Origin of the sequence: Nocardia otitidiscaviarum, assembly GCF_007362295.1 — a bacterium.
Classification (GTDB): Bacteria; Actinomycetota; Actinomycetes; order Mycobacteriales; family Mycobacteriaceae; genus Nocardia; species Nocardia otitidiscaviarum.
Genome location: NZ_CP041695.1, coordinates 88,157 through 111,870, shown reverse-complemented (window position 1 = coordinate 111,870; position 23,714 = coordinate 88,157). Strand labels below are relative to the sequence as shown.

Annotated in this window: 24 protein-coding genes; 8 read left to right on the top strand and 16 right to left on the bottom strand. The window is 69.4% G+C overall.

Annotation, left to right across the window (positions count from 1 at the left end):
* Positions 1 to 256: 256 nt before the first annotated feature.
* The 3 genes from FOH10_RS00605 to hppD all read right to left on the bottom strand — a co-directional run bounded on the left by FOH10_RS00605 (position 257) and on the right by hppD (position 2,701).
* Complete coding sequence (locus FOH10_RS00605) at positions 257 to 865, bottom strand: DUF3558 domain-containing protein (RefSeq protein ID WP_143979212.1); 609 nt, start codon at positions 863 to 865, stop codon at positions 257 to 259.
* An 11-nt stretch (positions 866 to 876) separates the two neighbouring features.
* Complete coding sequence (locus FOH10_RS00600) at positions 877 to 1,407, bottom strand: DUF3558 domain-containing protein (protein WP_029933053.1); 531 nt, start codon at positions 1,405 to 1,407, stop codon at positions 877 to 879.
* Between the two features lie 70 nt (positions 1,408 to 1,477).
* Entirely contained in the window at positions 1,478 to 2,701 is a 1,224-nt protein-coding gene (hppD, locus tag FOH10_RS00595; RefSeq protein ID WP_143979211.1) for a 4-hydroxyphenylpyruvate dioxygenase, read from the bottom strand.
* 134 nt (positions 2,702 to 2,835) lie between these two features.
* Between hppD and FOH10_RS00590 the strand changes: the two genes are divergently transcribed.
* Positions 2,836 to 3,354 (top strand): Lrp/AsnC family transcriptional regulator, encoded by a 519-nt coding sequence (locus FOH10_RS00590; RefSeq protein WP_029933051.1) that lies wholly within the window; start codon positions 2,836 to 2,838, stop codon positions 3,352 to 3,354.
* 133 nt (positions 3,355 to 3,487) lie between these two features.
* On the opposite strand, the gene FOH10_RS00585 is transcribed toward FOH10_RS00590, so the two are convergent.
* The 9 genes from FOH10_RS00585 to FOH10_RS36020 form a co-directional block, all read right to left on the bottom strand.
* Positions 3,488 to 4,132 carry a GntR family transcriptional regulator gene (locus FOH10_RS00585; protein ID WP_143979210.1) on the bottom strand — a complete coding sequence of 215 codons (645 nt, stop codon included), beginning with the start codon at positions 4,130 to 4,132 and terminating at the stop codon, positions 3,488 to 3,490.
* Positions 4,133 to 4,158: 26 nt separating this feature from the next.
* On the bottom strand, positions 4,159 to 5,148 hold the full coding sequence (locus FOH10_RS00580) for an isopenicillin N synthase family dioxygenase (protein ID WP_143979209.1): 990 nt from the start codon (positions 5,146 to 5,148) through the stop codon (positions 4,159 to 4,161).
* A gap of 19 nt (positions 5,149 to 5,167) precedes the next feature.
* A complete protein-coding gene (locus FOH10_RS00575) occupies positions 5,168 to 6,334 on the bottom strand; it encodes a substrate-binding domain-containing protein (RefSeq protein ID WP_143979208.1) in 1,167 nt (388 codons plus the stop codon).
* A 28-nt stretch (positions 6,335 to 6,362) separates the two neighbouring features.
* Positions 6,363 to 7,184 carry an ABC transporter permease gene (locus FOH10_RS00570; RefSeq protein WP_143979207.1) on the bottom strand — a complete coding sequence of 274 codons (822 nt, stop codon included), beginning with the start codon at positions 7,182 to 7,184 and terminating at the stop codon, positions 6,363 to 6,365.
* Positions 7,184 to 8,005 carry an ABC transporter ATP-binding protein gene (locus FOH10_RS00565; RefSeq protein WP_411157837.1) on the bottom strand — a complete coding sequence of 274 codons (822 nt, stop codon included), beginning with the start codon at positions 8,003 to 8,005 and terminating at the stop codon, positions 7,184 to 7,186. The genes FOH10_RS00570 and FOH10_RS00565 overlap by 1 nt, the downstream gene beginning before the upstream one ends.
* A 106-nt stretch (positions 8,006 to 8,111) precedes the next feature.
* Positions 8,112 to 9,476: an amidohydrolase family protein gene (locus FOH10_RS00560; RefSeq protein ID WP_143979206.1), complete on the bottom strand. Its 1,365-nt coding sequence runs from the start codon at positions 9,474 to 9,476 to the stop codon at positions 8,112 to 8,114.
* 257 nt (positions 9,477 to 9,733) lie between these two features.
* A complete protein-coding gene (locus FOH10_RS00555; RefSeq protein ID WP_143979205.1) occupies positions 9,734 to 10,846 on the bottom strand; it encodes a winged helix DNA-binding domain-containing protein in 1,113 nt (370 codons plus the stop codon).
* Between the two features lie 8 nt (positions 10,847 to 10,854).
* On the bottom strand, positions 10,855 to 11,829 hold the full coding sequence (locus tag FOH10_RS00550) for an NADPH:quinone oxidoreductase family protein (RefSeq protein ID WP_143979204.1): 975 nt from the start codon (positions 11,827 to 11,829) through the stop codon (positions 10,855 to 10,857).
* Positions 11,830 to 11,909: 80 nt separating this feature from the next.
* Positions 11,910 to 14,054, bottom strand: coding sequence for a serine/threonine-protein kinase (locus FOH10_RS36020; RefSeq protein WP_280525737.1), 2,145 nt, complete (start codon positions 14,052 to 14,054; stop codon positions 11,910 to 11,912).
* Between the two features lie 197 nt (positions 14,055 to 14,251).
* On the opposite strand from FOH10_RS36020, the gene FOH10_RS00540 reads away from it, so the two are divergent.
* On the top strand, positions 14,252 to 15,025 hold the full coding sequence (locus FOH10_RS00540; protein WP_186000666.1) for an acyl-[acyl-carrier-protein] thioesterase: 774 nt from the start codon (positions 14,252 to 14,254) through the stop codon (positions 15,023 to 15,025).
* A gap of 60 nt (positions 15,026 to 15,085) precedes the next feature.
* Here FOH10_RS00540 and FOH10_RS00535 read toward each other — a convergent pair whose 3' ends face one another.
* On the bottom strand, positions 15,086 to 16,756 hold the full coding sequence (locus FOH10_RS00535) for an FAD-dependent oxidoreductase (protein WP_143979202.1): 1,671 nt from the start codon (positions 16,754 to 16,756) through the stop codon (positions 15,086 to 15,088).
* Between the two features lie 288 nt (positions 16,757 to 17,044).
* Here FOH10_RS00535 and FOH10_RS00530 point away from each other — a divergent pair, with 288 nt between their 5' ends.
* Positions 17,045 to 17,536 (top strand): SixA phosphatase family protein, encoded by a 492-nt coding sequence (locus FOH10_RS00530; RefSeq protein WP_029933039.1) that lies wholly within the window; start codon positions 17,045 to 17,047, stop codon positions 17,534 to 17,536.
* Positions 17,537 to 17,540: 4 nt separating this feature from the next.
* Here the strand turns inward: FOH10_RS00530 and FOH10_RS36185 are convergent, their stop codons facing one another.
* Positions 17,541 to 18,242, bottom strand: a complete 702-nt coding sequence (locus FOH10_RS36185; protein ID WP_221937910.1) for a Uma2 family endonuclease — start codon at positions 18,240 to 18,242, stop codon at positions 17,541 to 17,543.
* A 150-nt stretch (positions 18,243 to 18,392) separates the two neighbouring features.
* Between FOH10_RS36185 and FOH10_RS00515 the strand changes: the two genes are divergently transcribed.
* From FOH10_RS00515 to FOH10_RS00505, 3 genes are all read left to right on the top strand, one after another.
* Complete coding sequence (locus FOH10_RS00515) at positions 18,393 to 18,845, top strand: MerR family transcriptional regulator (protein WP_052373859.1); 453 nt, start codon at positions 18,393 to 18,395, stop codon at positions 18,843 to 18,845.
* Complete coding sequence (locus FOH10_RS00510; protein ID WP_143979201.1) at positions 18,842 to 19,852, top strand: aldo/keto reductase; 1,011 nt, start codon at positions 18,842 to 18,844, stop codon at positions 19,850 to 19,852. Before FOH10_RS00515 ends, FOH10_RS00510 begins: the two co-directional genes overlap by 4 nt.
* 116 nt (positions 19,853 to 19,968) lie before the next feature.
* Positions 19,969 to 20,394 (top strand): VOC family protein, encoded by a 426-nt coding sequence (locus FOH10_RS00505; RefSeq protein ID WP_143979200.1) that lies wholly within the window; start codon positions 19,969 to 19,971, stop codon positions 20,392 to 20,394.
* Here the strand turns inward: FOH10_RS00505 and FOH10_RS00500 are convergent.
* Positions 20,382 to 21,005 carry a GTP cyclohydrolase II gene (locus tag FOH10_RS00500; protein ID WP_143979199.1) on the bottom strand — a complete coding sequence of 208 codons (624 nt, stop codon included), beginning with the start codon at positions 21,003 to 21,005 and terminating at the stop codon, positions 20,382 to 20,384. The genes FOH10_RS00505 and FOH10_RS00500 overlap by 13 nt on opposite strands.
* 96 nt (positions 21,006 to 21,101) lie before the next feature.
* The gene (locus tag FOH10_RS00495) at positions 21,102 to 22,073 is read right to left on the bottom strand and encodes a GlxA family transcriptional regulator (RefSeq protein ID WP_143979198.1); all 972 of its coding nucleotides are present in this window, start codon (positions 22,071 to 22,073) and stop codon (positions 21,102 to 21,104) included.
* 100 nt (positions 22,074 to 22,173) lie between these two features.
* On the opposite strand from FOH10_RS00495, the gene FOH10_RS00490 reads away from it, so the two are divergent.
* Positions 22,174 to 23,118, top strand: a complete 945-nt coding sequence (locus FOH10_RS00490) for an NADP-dependent oxidoreductase (RefSeq protein WP_308212905.1) — start codon at positions 22,174 to 22,176, stop codon at positions 23,116 to 23,118.
* Between the two features lie 113 nt (positions 23,119 to 23,231).
* Entirely contained in the window at positions 23,232 to 23,714 is a 483-nt protein-coding gene (locus FOH10_RS00485; protein ID WP_039817469.1) for a carboxymuconolactone decarboxylase family protein, read from the top strand.

Here is a 23,714-nt window from a genome sequence, read left to right as displayed (position 1 = left end):
GGAACTTCATGTCTGTGTCATTCGAGCTTTCCGCCCAGTTCCCGCGACATTTCGTTGTCACGAGGTCGGGCGTGTCGTGCGCAGCTTACACGCCCTGTTCAGGGCACGCTGAAACGGTCAGCCGCTCTCGCTGGCCTACGTACTGCGCACGAACCTGCCCGCATGCTTCCGGGCACAGCGATCCACGATACCCGCCGGCGTTTCCGGGGGCAAAAACGGGGTCCCGGAGTGGTATGGAAGCGGGCAGGTAGATCGACTAGCGGGCCAGGTTCAAGGTGAGCTCCACCAGCTTGCGCGCGGCCTCGCAGGGATCCGGATGTGACCCTCCCGCACGGTAGTTCACCCACCAGCCCACGATTCCGGCATCGGCGGCCGGGGCGAAGACACCGCACGAATCGGGGTCGTTCGGCCGCCGGGTCTCCAGCGAGCGACGACCCTGCACGGTGATGTCGTTGGTCACATAGCCGAGGCGATCGTTGTTCTTCTTCTCGTTGGCCAGCGACCCGAGCTCGTACCAGCTGAGCGTCACCATGCCGCTGCCCGAGGAGCCGCCGTCCAGATCCCACATGCAGACCGCGCCGTTGAAGGACGGGTTCACGTAGGTGCCCTCGCCGACGGTCTTGCCGATGTCCTCCAGCGAGACCACCTCGCATTCCCGCAGCAGCTTGTCGAAGTTGGTGTTGATGCGCCCGCCGCCGTCGTCGGTGGTGCCACCCGCCGGGAGGGCGGTGCCCTCGATGGTCCGGCCGCAGCCGGCGAGGGTCGCGGTGAGTGCCAGGGCGGCCAGCGCCGCACCGGTGAGCCGGATGCCGCGCCGTCCGCGCGTGCGCGCCGTGCCACCGCCCGTCATGCCGCTGCCCGTCATGCCGTTGCCCCTCATCCGAGTCGCTGCACGGTCAGTTCGGCCAGTCGGCGGCTGCGATCGCACGGATTGCCGAGCCCCTCGCTGCCGAACAGGCCGTAGGAGATGGACCATTCGAAGAAGTCGTCGTCCAGCTGCACCGCCAGGTCGCACACCCGGTTGCTGGGGTCCAGGGCCTGGAAGCCGGTCTTGCCGCCGACCTCGATGGTCTCCGGATCGCGACCGACGCTGGCCACCCACGCCTTCTCGCGGTCGATGGGACTGCCGCGGTAGGAGGCGAAGGTGACGCTCGCGCCGCCGACGCCGCCGCCCTGCCAGTTGCAGCCGACGGAGTTCTTGAACACCCGGGTCACCGCGCCGAGGGCGCCGATATCGCGCACCTCGTCGTCGGTGACGTGACCGCATTCGCCCACGAAGGGGCCCAGCGTGGCCACCCTGGGCGGTGGGCGCAGCCCGGTCGGTGCATCGGATTCCTGCTTCCCCCCGCACGCCGACAGCAGCAGAGCGAAGGTCATCCCCGTGACAATCGCCGACGTCATCCGCATGGCACGAACTCTACCGACATCGCGGGATTCGGCTCGTCCGAGCGGTTCGCCACGGCGTTGCCGCATCCGTTCAGAGGTTGCCGCGGGCCTCCTGTTCGCGCTCGATGGCCTGGAAGAGGGCCTTGAAGTTGCCCTTGCCGAAGCCGAGGGAGCCGTGGCGTTCGATGAGTTCGAAGAAGACGGTGGGGCGGTCGGTGACGGGTTTGCAGAAGATCTGGAGCAGGTAGCCGTCCTCGTCGCGGTCGACCAGGATGCCGCGACGCTGGAGTTCCTCCACGGGGACGCGGACGTGGCCGATGCGGGCGCGCAGTTCCGGGTCCTCGTAGTAGGTGTCGGGCGTGGCGAGGAATTCGATGCCCTCGCGGCGCAGGCAGTCCACGGCGGTGAGGATGTCATTGGTGGCCAGGGCGATGTGCTGGACGCCCGGACCCCGGTAGAACTCCAGGTATTCGTCGATCTGGGAACGCTTGGGGCCGTCGGCGGGTTCGTTGAGGGGGAACTTGACGCGGTGGTTGCCGTTGGCGACGACCTTGGACATGAGCGCCGAGTAGTCGGTGGCGATATCGTCGCCCACGAATTCGGCCATGTTCTCGAAACCCATGACGCGGCGGTAGAACTCGACCCACTCGTCCATGCGTCCGAGCTCCACGTTGCCGACCACGTGGTCGATGGCCTGGAACAGGCGGCGCGGTGCGCCGGGGCGCGGTTCGTAACCGGAGGTGCGCGCGATATAGCCGGGCAGATAGGGGCCGGTGTAGCGGGAACGGTCGATCAGGGTGTGCCTGGTCTCGCCGTAGGTGGCGATGGCCGCGGCACGCACCGTGCCGAATTCGTCTGTCTCGTCGTGCGGTTCGACCAGCACGGTCGCGCCCTGGGCGCGGGCGTGGGCGATGCAGCGGTCCACGTCCGGGACCTCGAGCGCGATGTCGACGACACCGTCCCCGTGCCGATCATGGTGCGCCACCAGGGAACTCGCCGGATCCACCGCCCCCTTGACGACGAATCGGACGCCACCGCTGCGCAGTACGTACGCCTTGTGGTCGCGGTTGCCGGTCTCGGGACCCGAGTACGCCTCCAACCGCAGCCCGAAGGCGGATTCCAGATAGTGCGCGGCCTGGGTGGCGTTGCCCACCACCCACACGAGCGCGTCCCAGCCCAGCACCGGGAACGGGTCGGCGGCCGCGTCGTGGTCCACCAGACCGACGAGGCGACGCAATTCGTCCTCGGGCGGCAGGTCGGTGGCCGTGGGCCGATTCGGCGGTTGAACAGGTGCGGCGGTTGCCTCGATGCTCATGAAACCAGGAAAGGCCGACGGCCGCTGATGGGCAATATCGCCGATTTTCAGTAGACACCCTGGTGAATTGCGTCACCATCTTGCCGTTGGTGCTGGACAATTTGAATAGAACACCCTGCGAACGGAGATCCGCCATGGCACGCACTCCCGCCAAGCTGGACGAGCTGGACCTGGCCATCCTCACCGCCATGCACGAGCATCAGAAGGCGGGCATCCTCGAGTTGTCCCGCCGTACTCGAGTGGCCCGCGCGACCGTGCAGTCACGCATCGCCCGGATGGAGGAGGCCGGGGTCATCGCCTCCTACGACCCCCAGATCGATGTCAGCGCAGCCGGTTTCGATGTGGAAGCCTTCGTCACCCTGGAAATCGCGCAGGGTGCGCTGGAGGCGGTGGCCGCCGATCTGGCCGCCATTCCCGGCGTGCTGGAGGCGTACGCCACCACCGGTTCCAGCGATGTGCTGTGCCGTATCGGCGCGGACTCCCACGCCGGTCTGCAAACGGTGCTGCTGAGTATCGACCGCACCACCTCGGTGGTGCGCTCGCACAGCGTGATCGTGCTGTCCACGGTGGTCCCGCGCCGCACCCTGCCGCTGCTGCGCACCCTCACCCCCACCGCCACCAGTAAGGCCCCCGCCTACCGCAACGCGCACTGAGCGGCAGCGCGTCGAGCGAGGCCACCTGACCCATGCCTCGCCTCCGGCAGCACAGCGACTCCGGCTCCCCGGTCGTGGACACTGATCACGCACCGTCTCCGCATGGGCGGCGCGGCGCTGCCGGGGCGGCTGGTCAGCGGCGCAGGCGGGTGATGAGGCCGCGCACATGGGCTTCGGCGGCGGTGCGGGCCTGCGCGGGGTCGCCGGATTCGAGGGCCTCGAGGATGCGGCGGTGCTCGCGCAGGGCGGTGCTGCGGTTGCGGTCGTGGCTCCACAGGTCACCGCGGTAGAGGTGGGCCTGGGATTCGAGGCGGGCGAGTTCCTCGGCGAGGGTGGGGTTTCCGGCGCGGTCCCGGATGAAGGCGTGGAATTCCAGGTCCAGGGCGGTGTCGCGGGCCGGGTCGGCGGCACCGCGCAGATTGTCCGCCTGGGCGTCGAGCATGCCGGTGAGTTTCACCAGGTCGGCTTCGGTCAGGCGGGTGGCGGCCTCGGCGGCGGCGAGACCGTCGAGCACCGCGCGCACGGCCAGCACATCGCGAATCCGGGCGTCGTCCACCACGGCCACCCGCGCCCCCGCGTGCGGGACGTTCACGGCCAGCCCCTCGTAGATGAGCTGCTGCACGGCCTCGCGGACCGGGCTGCGGCTGACGCCGAGGCGCCCGGACAGGGCGAGCACGCTCAGCGGCGCGCCGGGTTCCAGTTCACCGGAGAGCACCAGCTGCCGCAGTTGCCGGTGTACCGAGGGGCCGAGCAGGGCGGCGCTGGTGTCGTCGGCCATGGGGGTCCTTTCTCGCTGGCTCGAAACTACATCCGCGGCCGGTAGTTGGCCCGCACCCGCTCGGCGAGGAAGTCGGCGGCGGTCACGGGCGGGTAGACGCCGCGCGGACCCTGGATGACGGCGTCGCGGTCGGCCTGCGCGAAATAGGCGATGCTGTAGCGCTCACCCTGGTACTCGTCGCGGCCCGGACTGCGCACCCGATGGAAGTTGGAGGGCAGCAGATCATCGCTCCAGCGGGTGAGCATATCGCCGATATTGCAGGTGATCAGCGAGGACGAGGGCGTGATGGAGGTCCATGCCTGTTCGTCCATCTCCTTGCCGGGGCAGACCTGGAGCCCGCCCTGCCCGTCGCGCTGGAACAGCAGGGTGAGGCAGTCGAAGTCGGTGTGCGCGCCCGCCCGCCAGCGGCCGGGCACATCGCGCAGTTCCTCGGGGACGGCGAAGTAGTGCAGCAGTCGCAGGGTGCTCTGGTACTGCTCCGATTCCGGATCGTGCGCGGCGGTGAAGTGGTCGCGCGGCAGCCCGAGCCGGTCAGCGAAACAGGACAGCACCCGCATGGCCACGCTCCAGCACCGATGCTCGAAATCCAGGATGGCGGAGACGAATCCGGGCAGTTCGGCCTCACTCGGCCACAGGCTCGCCATATGCGGTCGAGTGATCTGATAGGACTCCTTCTGGTCGGGCACGCCGATGGAGGGCCGCACCTGGCTCAGGCTCTCCCAGCCCGCATTGTCGGCCTTGACCAGCGGGTACCGCGCCTTCACCGATTCCGGCAGCGCGAAGAAGGCCGCGGCGCGGGCGAAGGCGTCGTCCAGCTGCCACTGCGGGATCCCGTGCCCGGAGAGCTGGAAGAAGCCGATCTCGGTGGCGGCGGTCCACAGCTGTTCGGTGATCTCGGCGCGACGGTTCTCGAAGTCGGTGAGGTCGATGACGCGGATCTCGCGGGCGGTCTCCGCGCCGAGTCCGCCCATGCGCTTCTCGCGGTCGACTTCGGACAGATCGTATCCGGTTGTCATGGTTGCCCTTTCGATCGGCTCAGTCGGTGGCCGCGATGCCGCGGTCCAGGAATTCGGTGGTGATCAGGTCGGCGGCGGTCAGGGTGGTGGGCACGTTCGCGCCGCCGCGGCGCAGGATGGGGGCGAATTCGTCGATGACCCGCTGCACCCGCGCGGGATCGAAACTGCCGATGACGCCGTCGGTGTCATTGCCGATCAGTCCGTTGTCGATGAGCGCCCGGGAACCGAAGGCGGCGAGTTCGGCGCTGTAGGGACTGAAATTGGCGCTCTTGTCGACCACATCGACGACCACCTCGTTCACGTGGCTGGGATCGGCACGGAAATCGGCTGTCGCCCTTTGGATCATGGGCACCAGGCGGCGCAGGCAGGGGCGCAGTTCGTCGAGTTTGTCGGCGCGCACGTTCACGGTGCGGGCGTAGCCCTCGTAGCCGACGTCGCGCAACAGCTGGTAGGCCACGGGCTTGTTCCAGGCCCGCACCTCGTGCTCGTAGACGTAGGGTTCGGAGTTGGCGAAGCCCTGCTGGGCGAAGGACGGATCGGCGACGAAGCGCGACGGCGAATTGTCGTAGGAGGCGTCGATCTGCTCGGCCCGTACCAGCCCGCGCGCCACCAGCCAGTCCGGGTACAGCTGTCCCTGCGAAACCACGATGGGCGCACCGGATGCGCCGATATCGGCGATGCCCCGCCAGTCCGGGTGCGTCGCCGGATCCCACATGAGCAGCTGCGGGCTGTAGCGCAGCAGGGTGGTGACACCGATCAGCGGCTGCTGCCCGGCCGCGGCGATGGCATGTTCGGAGTGCGCCAGGCCCAGGGTGATGGAGTCGTCGACGTACATCTGGGAGGGCACGGTCTGGAAGCCGATGGCCGGGCCGCCCGCGCGGATCTCCAGGTCCACACCGGTGTCCTTGCCGTCCACCACCAGCGGGCCGGTGACCCTGTTGTTGTCGGAGTCCACGCGGTAGCCGGGTCCGAGCAGGCCGAAGATGGGGCCGGAATCGGTTTCGGGTTCCCACTGGAGTTGGACGACGACGGTGTCGGGGCAGGTTCCGGCCAACCGCTGTTCGGCTGGGGCCGAGGGCAATTCGACGGCGGTAGTGTCGATTTCGGTGCCGGAGCAGGCGGCGAGGGTCACAACCGCGAGTGCGGTCAGCGCGGCCACGCGGGCACGGCGAAGACAGGTGTGCATGGGTTCTCCACAGGGGTGAGGATGGAATTCAGCGACCGGAAGCGTGCCAGCGGCCGACCGTGAGACGCTGCGCGGCGGTGCAGAGGGCGAAGACGGCGACGCCGAAGAGGGCGGCGAGCAGCAGTGCGGCGAGCAGGTCCTCCGATTGCAGCCGCGCCCGGTAGGTGTCGAGCAGGGTGCCGATGCCCGGCTGCCCCTTGGCGAAGAACATGTCGCCGATGATCGCGCCGGTCACCGCGAGTCCGGCGGCGGTGCGCAGGCTGGTGAGGATGGAGGGCAGCGCGGCGGGCAGTTCCAGCGACAACAGCCGGCGCAGCCGGGTGGCCCGGCCGAGGGTGAACAGTTCGCGCAGGTTGGCGTCCACGGACTGGATGCCGAACAGGGTCATGGCGATGATCGGGTGCACGGCGATGAGTACGCAGACGATGGTCCGGGCGGACATGCCGTAGCCGAACCACAGGCCGATGAGCGGCACCACGGCCAGTACCGGAATGGCCTGGAGCACAACGGCGTACGGGTACACCACGCGCTCGATCGCCCTGGCCTGGCTCATCAGCACCCCGATGGCGACGCCCAGGACCGCGGCGACCAGCAGCCCGACCAGGGCCACCCGCGCGGTCACCGCGAGTGCCCGCAGCATGGTCTCGACGGTGGCCGGGTCCAGCAGCGATTCGGTGAGCACGGCGTGCGGCGGCGGCAGCAGGAAGCGCCGCTCGGGAGCGAGCAGCAGCAGCGATACCGCGTACCACGCCCCGAGGGCGAGGCCGACGCACACCACGGGCACCAGGGCCTTGGCGAGCAGGGGACGGACGGTCGAGCGGGTCGGCGCGCCCAGCGTGCGGGTGGCCATCAGCAGGCCGCCCGCAGCGAGCTGGAGACCCGGGCGACCAGGCCGGTGAAGGCGCTGTCGAAACGCAGGTCCCGGTCGCGCGGATACGGCAGGTCGATATCGATCACCTCGTGTACGCGCCCGGGCCGGGCGGACATGACCACCACGCGCCGCGCCAGGAAGACCGCCTCGGAGACGGAGTGGGTGATGAACAGGGCGGTGAAGACGTTGTCGCGGTAGAGCCGCAACAGTTCCTCCTGCATGCTCAGCCGGGTGATCTCGTCGAGCGCGCCGAAGGGTTCGTCGAGCAGCAGCAGGCTCGGTTCCAAAGCCAGTGCGCGGGCGAGGGATACGCGCATACGCATACCGCCGGAGAGCTGGCCGGGGAGTGTGCCCGCGAAATCGGCCAGGCCGACCGCCGCCAGGGCGCGGGTGGCGCGGGCCCGGCGGGTGCCGCGGTCGACGCCGCGCAGTTCGGCGGCGAGTTCGACATTGCGCAGCACCCGCCGCCACGGCAGCAGGGTGGCCTCCTGGAAGATGAAGCCCACCGAATCCGTCTGGACCGCAATACTTCCCGATGTCGGTTGCTCCAATCCGGCGGCCAGGCGCAGCAGGGTCGACTTACCGCAGCCGGAGGGCCCCACCACGGCGACGAATTCGCCGCGCCGGACCTCCAGATCGATATCGGTGAGGGCGACGATATCGCCGGAGCCCTGGCCGTCGTAGCGCTTGCCCACCCCCGTGCAGGTGATTTCCGGAACCGGTGCGAGTGGCTCGGTGACCGAGCGCCGCTCGGTGTTCGGGGCGGTTCCGGTGTCGCGCACCGTGTCGTAGAGCACCACCGCGCTCACCTTCTTTCGATGATGTTGCGTGCAATCAAAGCGTCCCGTTCAGTTTGATCGCATCGAATTACGTGCAATTGATGTCTTGTTTCGCAGTGGTTAACTGTTATTGCATGTTCAGCAGTAGCTTGGTCAGGGCCGGTTCGTCGATGCGCGTACTGCGCCCGTCGCGCAGCACCGCCTCACCGTCCACCCAGACGGTGTCCACCACCCGCGGCGAGGCGGCGGTCAGCACCGTCGCCCCGGGATCGCGGACCGGCAGGCAGGCGAAGTCCCGGTCGAAGCGCAGCAGGGTCAGGTCCGCGCGGTCCCCCACCGCGATTCCGACCGGCCCATCCGAATCGCCCAGGGCGGCAGCGGCACCGCGGGTGGCCATCCGCATCATGTCGTCGAAGCCGAGCAGATCGGCGCGCGCGTGCGTGACCCGCTGCAGGTACGCGCCCATGCGCAGTGCCAGCAGCATGTCCTGGGTGTCATTGCTGGCCGCGCCGTCCACGCCCAACCCGACACCGATGCCCGCGGCCAACATGGCGGGGATCGGCGCCGCCCCGCTGCCCAGCCGCATATTGCTGAGCGGGTTGTACGACACCGCGACACCGCGCTCGGCGAACAGCCCGCGGCCGTACTCGTCGAGGTGACAGCAGTGCACCGCGAGGGTGCGCGGCCCCAGCAGGCCGCCGCGATCCAGATAGTCGACCGACGAGCAGGACGCGTGCGCACGGCACATGTCCTCGTCGGTGCGGGTCTCCAGCAGATGGATGGAGATGGTCTTGCCGGTGCGATCGGCGTAGTCGCGCACGGCGGCCATACCCTCGGGGGTGAGGCAGCGCGGATTCGGCACGGCGAGCGCGGTCGTGACCCGCGTGTCCGCGAGTCTGGCGTCGAGCGCGTCGATGTGCGCGAAGACCTCCGAAAACGGTTGCAGCAGGCGTGGATCCATACCCCAGCGGCGGGAGGCGTCGGCCCGGTCGGCCAGGCCCCGGCCGAAGACCACGCGAATGCCCAGCTCGTGCAGGGCGCGCAGGGCCGCGTCGTGTACGGCCGCCGAGGGATTCGGCCACATGTGCTCGACCACGGTGGTGACACCGCCGCGCAGCAGTTCCAGACCGCCCGCGAGCGCGGCGGCATAGGTCTGCTCGGGCGTGGCCGCCACCGTGAATTCGCCTACGCAGTGCAACCATTCGAGCAGCGGCAGCCCCTCCCCCGCACCGCGCAGCACGGACTGCTGGAGGTGGGTGTGGGTGTTGACGAAACCCGGGATCAGGTGGCCGCCGCTACCGTCGGCCGTGGGAAGCGACCGGCCCGCACCGGCTTTCGGCCCGATGGCGGTGACACGGCCGTGCTCGACGACCACATCCTGTCCCGACGTCCACCGAGGCCCCCCGACGGTCGCGGTGTAGACGGTGACATCGCCGATCACGACACTGTCGTTCACAACGTTGCCCGGGGCGGCTGCTGACTGCGGCACCATGCGGCATTCCTCTCGAAATGCGGCTGGTTCGCCCGCCTCGATCCGGGCGGTGCACCGCGTCCGTTGCAGCCATGAACGTGGTGCCCGAAAGCCTAACGGCGCGGTGTTTCCGCCGGGTTAAGGTTGCCGTCTGCGCGTCGAGGACTTCGCCGCACAACCGCTGTCCCGGCCAGCGAGCTCGCACGGTCGACCGCAATCCGCCCGGGGCACGTGAAGGATTGGAACCAGCCGCGCCGAGAGGGTGGCCGGGGAGCGCGTCAGGGGCGTAGATCCGCTCCCGGGGAGAGGATTTCGACGCTCGGGTGCAGCTCCGGCTCCAGGAAGGCGAGCAGCGCCTCCGCCTCGGCCGTGACCGCGTCGCGGTCGGCGCGGCTCCACTCGGTGCGGGGACTGATGCGCAGGCGGGCGGTCCCGCGCTCGGTGAAGATCTTGTAGACGGCGGCCAGGTAGCCGTCCACCAGGATCGGGGATACGGCGGCGGCGAAGGCGCGCAGCGGGGGTGCGCCGCCCTCCGGGACGATGCGGGTTCGGTCCTGATGGGAGAGGACGGCATTGTCGTACCAGCCGAGCAGGCGGACGGGGGCGGGCGTGTCCGGGTCGGCGAGTTCGGCGTCGGCGGCGTCGTAGAGGGTGCGGCCGCGCTCGTCGGTGTAGGTGCGCACGCGGTCGCCGAGCCGGTCCATCGCGGGCTTCATACCGGTGAGCTTGGACCAGGTCTGCATATCCATGGTGGTGGCGGGGCCGAAGGCGCGCAGGTAGCGCAGCAGCAGTTCCTCCAGCGGATAGGTCGGGTCCAGGGGTGCGCCGAGCCAGGGTTCGACCCGGGACCACACCGGGCGGCTGTTGTCGCGCCAGCGGCCGCGCGGCGGGGTTTGCAGGACCGGCAGCTGGTACAGCCAGGTCTGGACGATCGCCCCCGGATCGCGGTCCGGGTAGAGCTCGGCGGCGCGTTCGCGCAGGGCGGTGGCGGACATGGGTTCGTCACCGAGCACCGCCTCGCCGTCGGCGCGCACCCGCTCCGGATCGAGGCCGACCATCGCCCCGTAGTTGAACCCCTTGCGGAAGGGCACCTTCTCGAGTTCGGGTTGGATATGCGGGGCGATGCGCAACGCGTCCGTCGGGGTGACCAGGTGAATGGTGCCGCGCATCAGGGTGATTCGCACCAGGGAGCGATCCTCCAATGCCGCCGACACCGGTTTCGGGTCGAAATCGGCGATGCGGCTCCACAGCGCGACGAACGGTGGCGGGACGTCCTGGGCCTGCAGGCCGACCAGGTGTTCGCACATCTCGCCCACCGTGAGCGACGAGCGCTCCAGCAGATGTTGGCGGGCGAGCAGGGTGCGGTTGAGCACCCGATTCGACAGTTTCATGGTTTGGCTCAGCGCAGGGTGACGACGACCTTGCCGGTGGCGGTGCGCTTGTCCAGTGCCGCAACGGCTTCCGCGGCGTGGTCGAGGGCGTAGAGGACCGGTTCGGGCGGCAGGATCTTGCCGTTGGCGAGCAGCGGCTCGACCTCGGCCCACTGCTCCTGGAGGTAGCCCGGGTGGCTCATGGCCCATTCGCCCCAGGCCGCGCCGACGACCTCGACATTCTTGAGCAGCAGCCGGTTGACCTTCACGGTGGGGATCTCACCGGCCGTGAAGCCGACCACCAGCAGGCGACCGCCGGAGGCGAGGGAGCGGATGCTGTCGGTGAAGCGGTCGCCGCCGACCGGGTCCAGCACGATGTCCACGCCCCGGCCGCCGGTGAGCTCCTTGACCGCCGCCAGCCAGCCGTCGGTGAGCACCACGTCGGTGGCCCCGTTGGCGCGGGCGACCTCGGCCTTCTCCTCGGTGCTGACCACCGCGATCACCCGGCCCGCGCCCAGCGCCTGTGCCATGCGCAGGGTGGAGGTGCCGATGCCGCCGGCCGCGCCGTGCACCAGCACGGTCTCGCCCGCGGCCAGGCGACCGCGGTTGCGCAGGCAGAAGTGCACGGTCAGATCGTTGAACAGCACACCGGCGCCCGATTGCAGGGAGATGTTGTCGGGCAGCGTGAACACCATCTCGACGGGTGCGACGGCGACCTCGGCCATGGCGTTGCCGAGCAGGGTCAGCGCGACCACCCGGTCGCCGGGGGCCACGTGCGCGCCCTCGGGGGCTGCGCGGACGACTCCGGCGATCTCACAGCCCACGACGTACGGCATGGCCGGTTTCATCTGGTACAGCCCACGGGTCATGAGGACGTCGGGGAAGGCCACCCCGGCCGCGTGCACGTCGATGACGACGCCGCCGGGATAGGGCGCGGGCTCCGGAATATCGACGACCTCGATCGCCTCCGGCCCTTCCAACTTGCTCACCACGGCTGCACGCATGCGAAGTCTCCGATCTACCCGGCGTTGGATGCCTTCCGAACCTAACCGATCCACGGGCGATCCGTCCGGTTCGGTCGGATTCAGCGGCTGGCGTACTCGATCATCGCCTCGTCGGCGAGCACCTCATCGCCCCGCAGGATGGTCAGCGAGTGCGGACCGATCTCGTACCGGGTGCCGTCGGCGGGGTTGGTGACGGTGAAGCCATCGGCCGCGGGCACCGGATCATCGAGTTCGATCCGCGCACCGTCGCTGAGCCGCACGCCCTGGTAGTAGTAGCGGCCGACGCCGGTGCGGCACACCACGAATCGGGAGGCGGCGGTGTGGCCGACGGCGTAGGCAGGATCGTCGGCATTGCAGCGTGGGCCGACCGCGTCGACGAAACCCTGGCCATCGCTGCCGGACACCGAATCCGGCAGCGGTCCGAGGGGTGGGGCCGACGGCGCGGAGGTGGTGCGCGCGTCGGCGGGCGTGGTGACGACCGAGGCGGGTGCCGTGGAGGTGGGTGCGGCGGGAGTCTGTGCCACGGATGTCACGTCCAGCGGCACTCCCGGCGACGGCCGCGCCGTGACGGGCGACGTGATCGCCCCCGGCCGGTCGGGGATTCCGTCGTCGCGCAGCGCCACCCACCCCAACGCGGCCGCCAGTCCCACCACGGCGACCCCGAGCACACCGACCAGCACCGGCAACCGCGAACGCTGCCGCTCCTGCGGCGGCAGCGGCCCGGACGGATGTTCCCGCCACCCCGCCCCGCCCACCGGAACCGGGTCGCCCCCCGGAACCGGGTCGCCCCCCGCGAACCCCGATGCCCCGCCGAACCCGTGGAAGTCGGCCCCGCGGCCGGAAACCGGGCCGTCACCGCCGGAAAACGCGACGGTCCCGCCGGGTGGCGGCCCCTCCCCTCCGCGTGCCGTAACCGCGCCGCGAGCCCCCTCCGCTGCTCGTGGGTGCGCCACCGGACCGCCAGCCGTCTGATTCGCACCTGCGGAACGTGCCGCTCCACCAGACGACGCACCGCCACCGCCCGAACGCGCCACACCGCCAAACGGCTGCCCCGCACCTCCGGAACCCGCACCGAAGGGCTGCCCCGCACCTCCCGGACCCGCCACACCACCGAAAGGCTCCCCCGCACCTGCAGGTCTCGTCCCTCCGCCGGATGTCCGCGCCGAACCGGCGGGAGGCTCCGCACCCCCGTCGCCCGCCTGTCCGGCATCGGCGAGACGGGGATCGGCCGGGTGCCGGTCGACGGGGTGCCGGTCAGCGGGGTGCCGGTCGGCCGGGTGCCGGTCGGCGGGCGGGTGGTGCGGTCGGGTCGTGGGGTTCGGGTGCGGTGCCGGGAGGACCACTGTCGGTGCGGTGGGCGGCGCGGTCGTGGGGGTCCGGTCCGCATCGGCCGTCCGCAGCAGGGCGGCGCGGGCGGCGCGGGCCAGCTGTCCGGCCGAGGTGTAGCGGCGGGCCGGGTTCTTGGCCATGCCGGTGGCGATGACCTGGTCGAAGGTGGCGGGGACGCCGGGCCGGGCGCTCGGGCGGGGCGGGGGCGTCATCAGATGGGCGCGGATGGCCGCCAGGTTGCTGTCGGCCGCGAAAGGCACCTCGCCCGTGAGGGATTCGTACAGTACGCAGGCCAGCGCGTAGGTGTCGACGGCGGCTCCGAGGTGGCGGTTCCCCTGTTCGAACCGCTCGGGGGCCATGTAGGCGAAGGAACCGATGGCGCTGCCGGTGTTGGTCAGCTGCACATCCGATTCGGTGTACGCGATACCGAAATCCACCAGGTAGGCGAACATGTCGTCGGTCAGCAGGATATTGGCGGGCTTGATGTCGCGGTGCACCAGTCCGCCCTCGTGCGCGGCATCGAGCGCGGCGGCGATCTGCTCGACCACCGCGACCGCCGCGTCCGGCGCGAGCGGGCCCTCCGCCCGCAGCCGCGCCTTCAGGTCGCGCCCGCGCACCAGCCGCATGTCGATGTAGAGGACCCCGTCCACCTCACCCCAGTCGTGCACCGGGATGACGTGCGGTTCCTGCAATCTGGCTGCGGTCCGGGATTCACGCCGGAAGCGCTCCACATAGCTGGGGGTCCCGGCCAGCTCCTGGTCCAGCAGTTTCAGCGCCACCACCCGGTCCCGGACGGTGTCGTACGCCTCGTAGACCTCGCCCATGCCGCCGACCCCGAGCAGCGTACGAAGTTCGTACTGCCCGAACCGCGATCCGGCCCGCGCCCCGGCAACCACGTGCGCCTCCCCTGCCTGATGTACAACCAAACAGGCTACGGCCTGGACAGCCACCCTGTCATGCCCTGGAAAATGAGTAGGTGACTCGACGCGAGGGGCGGGCGACCGCACCGTAAAGTCGTGTCCAGCAAGCACCGCACGAGAACGCGGCACACCGGATCCGCCCCATGGATCACCGTGTCGCGCGAGGAGCACCAGTGTCACTCGATGAGCCACTCGCCCCGCTGAGTCAGGAGGGCTTGGGCTTCGCCTCGGCGTGGCCCGTCCGGGCCGGCGATGTGGATCCGTACAACCGGCTGCGTTTCGACGGCACGGCCCGCTACCTGCAGGACATCGCCTGGGAAGACTTGCACTCCGGCAGCTTCCACCGCACCGACCCGAGCTGGATCGTGCGCCGCACGGTCATCGATGTGGTCCGGCCGGTGTACTGGCCGGACCGGGTGGAGCTACGCCGCTGGTGTTCGGCCCTGTCCACCCGCTGGACCAATATGCGGGTGCGGATCACCAGCGAGAACGGCGGTCTCATCGAGACCGAGGGTTTCTGGATCAATATCAACGAATCCACCAATATGCCGACCCGCATCAGTGACGAGGGACTGGCTCAGCTGGCCCGCACCACCGATGAGCACCGGCTGCGGTGGCGACCCTGGCTGACCGATCCGATGCCGCCGGAATCCGATGTGGATCTGCCGTTTCCGCTGCGCGCCACCGATATCGACCAGTTCAACCATGTGAACAACGCCGTGTACTGGCAGGCGGTGGAGCAGTACCTGGTGGACTATCCGAAGCTGGTGGCAGCGCCGCACCGTGCGGTGATCGAATACATCGCGCCGGTGCAGGCGCGCCAGCATCTCACCGTGCGGGCCCGCTACGAGCCGGGTGATCGCACCGGGCATCCGGTGCTGCGGCTGTGGTTCGTGGTCGGCGGCATCACGACGACGACGGTGCGGATCGGTCCGCTGCCGGGCTGAGTCGAGCGTCGCCCGGCACGGCCCCACCGGGTTTCGGTGGGGCCGTGCCGGGCGTTCGGACTAGCTCTTGGCGGCTTTGAGCAGGTTTTCCAGGCTGGTGAACTTCACGCGCGGGCGGCCCGCGGTCTTGCCGGCGGTCTTCTCCGCCGCGTCGATGGCCTTCCAGCCCGCCCGATCCACCAGATCCGGCTGCCGCTGCGCCAGCAACGCCCGCAACGCCGCCCGATCCGCGCTCGGCGCGGCCAGCTTCCCGGCGGTGAAATCCTCGATCAACGCATCCACGGTCTGCGCGGAATCGACCCGGTTGGAACCGATCACCCCGCGCGGGCCCCGCTTGATCCATCCCGACACATACACCCCGGGCAACGGCGAACCATCGGCTTGCAGCACGCGCCCCCCGTCGTTCGGGATGACCCCGTTGACCTCGTCGAAGGGGATATCGGCCACCGGCTCGCCCCGATACCCGATCGACCGCAACACCAGCGACGCGTCGAGGGAACCGGTGCGGTCCGACGCGCGGGCGACGGTACGACCGTTCTCGGTGACCAGGTCGTTGTGCACGAACTCCACCGTCTCGGCCTTGCCGTCACCGGTGATGGCGGTCGGCGACACCAGATACCGGAACACGATCCGCTTGTTACCCGGCGTCGGCGTCTTGGCCGCGTACTCCTGCGCGAGGGTGTACTTCAGCTTCAGGTGCGGTTCGACGTCCGGATCATCCAGCAGCGCCCGACTCTCGGGATCCAACTCGAGATCGGCCGGGTCCACCACCACGTCCACCCCCTTCAGATGGGTGAGCGCCATGAACTCCGGGCTGCTGTAGGCCGCCTGCAACGGGCCGCGCCGCCCCAACACCACCACCTCGGTGATGGTGCTGCGCCGCAACGCGTCCAGCGCGTAGTCGGCGACATCGGTCTTGGCCAGGGCCTCGGGATCCATCGTCAGAATCCGCGCCACGTCCAGCGCGACATTGCCGTTGCCCACGATCACCGCCCGCTCCCCGGACAGATCGAACTCCCGATCCGCGTAGTCGGGGTGCCCGTTGTACCAGGCCACGAACTCCGTCGCGGAGTGGCTGCCGGGCAGGTCCTCGCCGGGCACGCCCAGCTGCCGGTCGGTCGACGCGCCCACCGCGTAGACCACGGCGTGGTGATGGGCCATCAGCTCCTCGTGGCTGATGTGCTTGCCGACCTCGACATTGAGGTAGTACTGCAGGGTGTCGCGACGGAATGCCGTCTCGAACATGTTGGCCACCAGCTTGGTGCCCGCGTGATCGGGGGCCACGCCCGCCCGGACCAGACCGTAGGGGGTGGGCAGCCGGTCGAACAGCTCCACCTCCACCTCCGCGCGCCGCAGCAACTCCTCCGCCGCGTAGCAGGCGGCCGGACCCGCCCCGATCACCGCCACCCGCAACGTGCCCAGCTCCTTGGGCGCGCGCGTCGGCGCGACGAGGGGCTCGAAGTTGGATTCCAGGGGGTGGCGCTGGAAATAGGCGGCGTTGACATCCTTGAACCGGGCCAGCGACGCGGTCAGATCGTCCTCGGAGAAAATGGCCTCCACCGGACACGCGTCCACACACGCACCACAGTCGATACAGGTGTCCGGGTCGATATACAACTGCTCAGCCGTCGCGAACTCCGGAGACTCCGGCGTAGGACGGATGCAGTCGACCGGACACTCCGGAACGCAGCTGGCGTCGTTGCAACAACGCTGCGTGATCACATAGGCCATATCTCGCAGATCCTCGAAACAGTCGCGGTGCTACTCAGCTCGGGTTCGAGCGGGGTCGGTAGAACACGTTCTAATATAGGTGTCACGCGGCATGGATCGGCACACCGGTGTGACGTCCCCTTCAGTGTGCCTCGAGTGTGACGGTGATCTCCCGTCGGGCCACGGGCGGAAATGTGAACTGTGTCTCCGCGCGTGCGATCGACGCATGACAACCGGGCTGTTTCGGCATTTCGGGCACAGTCCGCGTCCTGTCCCCGAGCGGGCACCGCAGGACTTACGGTGGTGCGCATGGCGCGGACGCTCATCCTCATGCGGCACGGCAAATCCGGCTATCCGGACGGGGTCGCCGACCACGATCGACCGTTGGCCCCGCGCGGACGGCGCGAGGCGGCACTGGCCGGGGATTGGCTGCGGGAAACGCAACCGGCGGTGGACGCGGTGCTGTGCTCGACGGCCACCCGCACCCGGGAAACCCTGTCCGCGACCGGGATCAGCGCCCCGGTGTCCTACGAGAAATCCATCTACGAGGCGTCCCCGCGCACCCTCATCGAACTCGTCCAGCTCACCGACGACGCGGTGGACACCCTGCTGGTGATCGGGCACGCCCCCGGAATGCCGTGGACGGCATGGGAGTTGGCGAGCAACCGCGACTCCGAGGCGGCGGAGCGGATGAGCCGCAAATTCCCAACGTCCGCCCTGGCGGTGCTGGAATTCGACCGGGCATGGCGGGACGCCGATCCGGGCACGGGCGATCTCCGACTCTTCCACGTGCCGCGCTGAGGGCTCAGCCGAGCAGCTTTCCCTTCCACACCACGACACCGCCGAACACCAGCAGGAGCAGCAGCGCCGGGAAGAACCCCAGCAGCCACCACACCACACCGAACACGGCGACCACGGGCAACAGCGCGATCCCGGCGATGACGGGATTCTCCCGCACCGTCTCCAGCGCCGAACGCCCCCGGATGCGATCTATGTCTTTTCCAGCCACGACACCAGCGTAGGCCCGCACGGCGGCAAGGTCAGCGCAGTCGATCCAAGTCGATCGTGAGGTCACAGGGGAAATCACCGCGGTAGGTGCCGGTCGCGCGGCCCGTGTCGACATAGCCGAACTCCTCGGTACGACAGAGCGGGAGCAGACTGACAGGTTCATCCGGGTCGACGATCCAGTAGCTGGGGATACCCGCATCGATGACACGCGCCGCAGTTCGGAACGCGGCACGACGGTCACATCGGGTCGACGTACCGTCGCCGGTTCATGCTCCGGCACGAGGCGCAGGTCGAGGTCCACGCCGGGAACGGCGACCAGATCCGATGGTAGGCAGGAGTCCAGCTGAGCTGCGATGCCGAAGGCGACGATGTTGTGCCACGGCGACGGCGACGGCAGCATGACCGGCAATCCCTCTTGCAGCTCCCAGCGAGTCTCGTCGTCCTCAGGGAGCGCGGCGTAGTCGGAGATCGTCAGCAGGCGGCGGGGATCGAGAATCATCGTCGCCTCGCCTTCCGTCGTCGGTGAGTTCGATCGTCCTGCCGGTCATTCGTTGTGACGTGGGCTACGGATGCTTTCCGGAGAATGGGGCTTGCTTGGAGTGCACTCCAGGTGGTTAGCGTCGGTGGGGTTCGACGAGAGGAGCGAGCGGTGAGTGTGGCGGCGGTGCGGTACGAGGCGGACTACGAGCTGCCGAAGTATTCGATCGGTGAGGTGTCGGAGCGGTCCGGGCTGACGCGGGACACGCTGCGGTGGTACGAGCGGATCGGGCTGATGGATTACGTGGGGCGCGATCACACCGGGCAGCGGCGATTCAGCGATCGGGACCTGGACTGGCTGACGCTCATCGGGAAGCTGCGCCGCACCGGGATGCCGGTCGCCGACATGGTCCGCTACGCGGAACTGGTACGCCAGGGTGACGAGACCTTCCCGCAGCGACTCGAGATGTTCCGCCGCACCCGCGAGGACGTGCTCGCCCGCATCGCCGAACTACAGCAGACCGTGGCCGTTCTGGACTGCAAGATCGCGCTGTACGAGGGCGATCCGACGCGAGACTGGCGGACCGTGGTCACACCGAACACACGCGAAGGGAAACACGCATGACCACCACGCGAGCACTGCCCACCACCGCCCTCGGCGAGACCCGGATCGGGGTGCAGGGCTACGGCTGCATGGGTATCAGCGAGTTCTACGGTCCCACCGATGCGGACGAAGCGCGGGCGACGCTGGAGCACGCCCTCGAGCTCGGGGTCACCCTGTTCGACACCGCCGATATGTACGGATCCGGGCACAATGAGGAGTTCGTCGGCGAATTCGTCCGCGCCCACCGCGAGAATGTGGTGCTGGCAACGAAATTCGGCATCGTGCGGAAGGCGGACGAGCCGACCTACCGGGGTATCGACAACTCCCCCGACTACATCCGGCGCGCGGTGGACGCCAGCCTGCGACGGCTCGGCATCGACGTCATCGACCTGTACTACATGCATCGGCGTGATCCGCAGGTGCCGATCGAGGAGACCGTCGGCGTGATGGCCGAACTCGTGGCGGCGGGCAAGGTGCGTCAGCTCGGGCTCTCCGAGGTGACCGGGCCGGAGCTGCGCGCCGCGCACGCGGTGCATCCGATCGCGGCCGTGCAGTCGGAATGGTCGGTGTTCTCCCGGGATGTGGAACGGGCCGTGGTCCCGGCCGCCGCCGAACTGGGCGTGACCTTCGTGCCGTACTCGCCGCTGGGTCGGGGCTTCCTCACCGGCACCGTGGCGGCGACCGGCGAACTGGCCGAAGGCGATACGCGCCGGGCGTTTCCGCGTCTGTCCGGCGAGAACGCGGTACGCAACGCGGAACTGCTGGCTCCGCTGCGGGCCGTCGCGGAGGCGCGGGGCATCACCCCGGGGCAGGTCGCGCTGGCCTGGGTGCACGCTCGGGCGCGGGTGCACAACCTGTCGGTGGCCCCGATTCCGGGCACCCGCCGCCGCGACCGATTGGCGGAGAATGTCGCCGCCGCGACGGTCGAACTGACCGCCGACGAACTGGCCACCCTGGAGCCGATCGCCGAGCGGGTCGCCGGAAACCGGTACGCGGACATGAACTTCACCTCGGCTGGCCGCGAATAGCGCACTCCACCCACACCATCCCGTTCGAACTGTGGCCGTCCCGGACACCGCGGGGGTTGACTCTCCCGCTGCGGGAGACCCGATGCTGGTCTCACCAGTGAGAAAGGGATTCAGCCATGATCACCAGCATCTTCCCCACCCTCTGCGCCGACGATGTGGCGGCGGTCCGGGACTTCTACGTGGAGCTGTTCGGCTTCCAGGTGGTGTTCGACAGCGGATGGTACGTGCAGTTGGAGGCGCCGGACGGGGCCAAGCCGCAGATCGGGGTGGTGGAGCGCGGCCACGAGAGCGTGCCGGAGGCGTACCGGGTGCTGCCGTCGGGATTCCTGGTCGCCATCGAGGTGGACGATGTGGACGCGGTGCACGCCCGGGCCGTGGAGATGGGGCTGACGATGCCGCTCGAGCTGCGCAGTGAGGACTTCGGCCAGCGTCACTTCATGACGGTCGACCCGAGCGGGGCGCTGGTCGACGTGATCACGCCCATCCCGCCGAGCGCCGAGTACGCCGAGAACTACGCACAGCCCGAGGCTCAGGCGATCTGAATGGTGTGGCCGGTGTGGTCGGCCTTGGCCCGCAGGTAGCGCAGGTTGCTGGGGGTGGCGTGCACGCCCGTGCGGACGGTGCGGCGCACGCCCACCCCCAGCGCGTCCAGCTGACGCGCCTTGTCGGGGTTGTTGGTGAGCAGGTCCAGCTCGGAAATCCCCAGCGCCGTGAGCATTTGGGCGGCGGCGGTGTAGTCGCGCGCGTCCTCGGGTAGGCCCAGCGCGGTATTGGCCTGGTAGGTGTCGAGCCCGGAATCCTGGAGCGCGTAGGCGTCGAGCTTGTTGTACAGCCCGATATCGCGCCCCTCCTGCCGCAGGTACAGCAGCACGCCGCCGGTGTCGGTGATGCGCTCCACCGCCTCGCGCAGCTGCGGACCGCAGTCGCAGCGCGCGGAGCCGAAGACGTCGCCGGTGAGGCATTCGGAGTGCAGCCGCACCAGCGGCACCCGCCGCGGGTCGGGCTCCCCCAGCACCAGCGCGAGATGTTCCCGGCCGTCGCTCAACCCGTCGAAGGTGACCGCCTCGGCGGCGGTCGCGTACCCGTCCGCGAAGGTCAGCGGAATGCGCACGCGCGTCCGCACGCCCGCGCCGACGCGAGTGCTGCTGTCCATAGCGGCTCCGAGATCGCAGTGACCGTTCGATGGACAGTGAACTCGACCGCACGCCCGGTTATTCCGGACGAAGGCCCCACCGCGCCCGGACGCGGCTCAGGCGGCGCGGCGAAAGGTCCGCCGGTAGGCGTGCGGTGAGGTGTTCAGCAGGGCGCGCATATGTTGCCGCAGCGAGTTGCCGGTGCCGAAGCCGGACCGCTCGGCCACCAGATCGATGCTCAGATCGGTGTGTTCGAGCAGCTCACGGGCGCGGTCCAGACGCTGGGCGGTGAGCCAGCGGCCCGGCGTGACACCGACCTCCGCGCGAAAGCGCCGCGTGAAGGTGCGCACGCTCATCCGCGCGTGCGCGGCCATGTCGTCCAGGGTGACGGGGGCCGCCAGCCGGTCCAGCAACCAGGCCTGGGTGGCCGCGGTGGACGCGGCGTCGGGGTTCGGCACCGGACGTTCGATGAACTGTGCCTGACCGCCGTCGCGCCACGGGGGGACGATCAGGCGGCGGGCGACCCGATTGGCGAGGGCCGCGCCGTGATCTCGGCGGACCAGATGCAGGCACAGGTCCAGGCCCGCGGCGACCCCGGCGGCGGTGAGGACGTCGCCGTTGTCCACGAACAGCACGTCCTCGTCGACCTGGACCCGGGGGTAGGCGCGACGGAACGCGGCGGAGTGCATCCAGTGCGTGGTCGCGATCCGGCCGTCCAGCAGCCCCGCCGCCGCCAGCACGTAGCTGCCCGTGCAGATGGACACCATGCGGGTCCCTGGGCGTATCCGGGCCAGCGCGGCGGCCAGCGACGCGGGCAGCGCACCGCCGTGTTCCAGCTCACCGAGGTCCTCGGCGGGCGGCACGATCACGGTGTCGGCGAGTTCGAGCGCCTCCGGACCGCGTGCCACCGCCACCGACAGCCCTTCGGCGGTCGACACCGGCTCGCCGTCCGCACTGCAGACGACCACCTCGTACAGCCCGCCCCCGCCCTCGTCCTCCGCGAAACCGAAGACCCGCGAGGGAATTCCGAGTTCGAGCACGGGTACCTGATCGAGCGCGAGGACGACGACGCGGTGCGGAACGGCCATGGCCGGATCCTGTCACATGTTGACCATCCGGCCACTACTGCGACCCGATATTCCGGCGCAATCTGGTCACCGTTCGTTCACCGACGAGAGGAGAGCAGTTGTGAGCACCGGTGACACCATGCGCGCCATGATCGTCCGGGAGTGGGGTGGGCCCGAGGTCCTCACCCTCGCCGAGCTCGCGCGTCCGGAGCCGGGCGTGGGCGAGATCCAGGTGCGCGTGCACGCGGCGGGCGTCAACCCGGTGGACTGGAAGACCCGGGCGAGCGGCGGCCTGATCGACTGGGGTACGCCGCCGATCCTCGGCTGGGATGTGTCCGGCGTGGTGTCCGCGGTCGGTCCGGGGGTGAGCCTCTTCCAGCCCGGTGACGAGGTGTTCGGCATGCCGAGCTTCCCGGCGCAGGCGGGGGCATACGCCGAGTACGTGGTCGGCCCCACCCGGCACTTCGTGCGTAAACCGCGGGAGATCGACCACATCCAGGCCGCGGCCCTGCCGCTGGCCGCCCTCACCGCGTGGCAGACGCTGGTCGACACCGCCGGTGTGCGCGCGGGACAGCGCGTCCTGATCCATGCCGCCGCGGGCGGCGTGGGCCACCTGGCCGTGCAGATCGCCAAGGCGCGCGGCGCGTACGTCATCGGAACCGCCCGCGCCGACAAGCACGACTTCCTGCGCGATCTGGGCGCGGACGAGCTGATCGACTACAGCGCAGTCGATTTCGCCGAGACGCTGCGCGATGTGGATATCGTGATCGACGGCATCGGCGGCGCGTACGGGGAACGCTCCCTGCGGGTGCTGCGGCCGGGCGGCCACCTGGTGACCCTGCCCGACGCGGATTCGGTGCCCGATACCACCGGCCGGGATGTGCGGGCGGGCTGGACCGTGGTGGAACCCGACGCCACGGGCCTGCGAGAGATCGTCGACCTGATCACCACCGGCCGTCTGCGGGTCGAGATCGACACCGTACTGCCGCTGACCGAGGCGGCGAAGGCGCATCTGCTCGGGGAGAGCGGGCGTACTCGCGGCAAGATCGTGCTCAGCGTCGCCTGAGGGATGAATCCGGCTCCCGCGGTGTGATTTCCGCCCCTCGATCCTGGTTCGCGGCGCGCGGTGGCGTGGATCGGGGAGCGCGGAGCCACCCTTCCGCATACGATGAACCGACTATGCAGTCTCCAGCGGTTCCCGCCCGGGTCTGGATCGACAAACAGTCACCGGCGATATACCAGGCCCTGAAGGGCGTCGCGCAGTCCGTTCGCACCGCCGCCGCGGCCGTCGATCTCGATCGGGCCGTGATGGAGTTGGTGAACGTGCGCGTGTCCCAGCTCAACGCCTGCCCCGTCTGCCTCGATATCCACGAGCGAGCCGCCCGGGCGGCGGGGGTCACCCCGCAGCAATTGGCGGTGCTCCCGGCCTGGCGGCGCGACCCCGAGCTGTACACCGACCGCCAGCGAGCGGCGCTGATCCTGGCCGAGAGTGTCACGAATCTTCCGGATGATGCGATCTTGGAGCGTGAGTATGCTGCTGCGCGGCAACATTTGTCGGATGACCAGATATCCGTTGTGATCTGGGCTGCGACCACGATCGGCGCGTTCAACCGAGTGTCGATTCTGAGCAAACATCCGGTGCGGGTGCGGAAGGAGAACTGA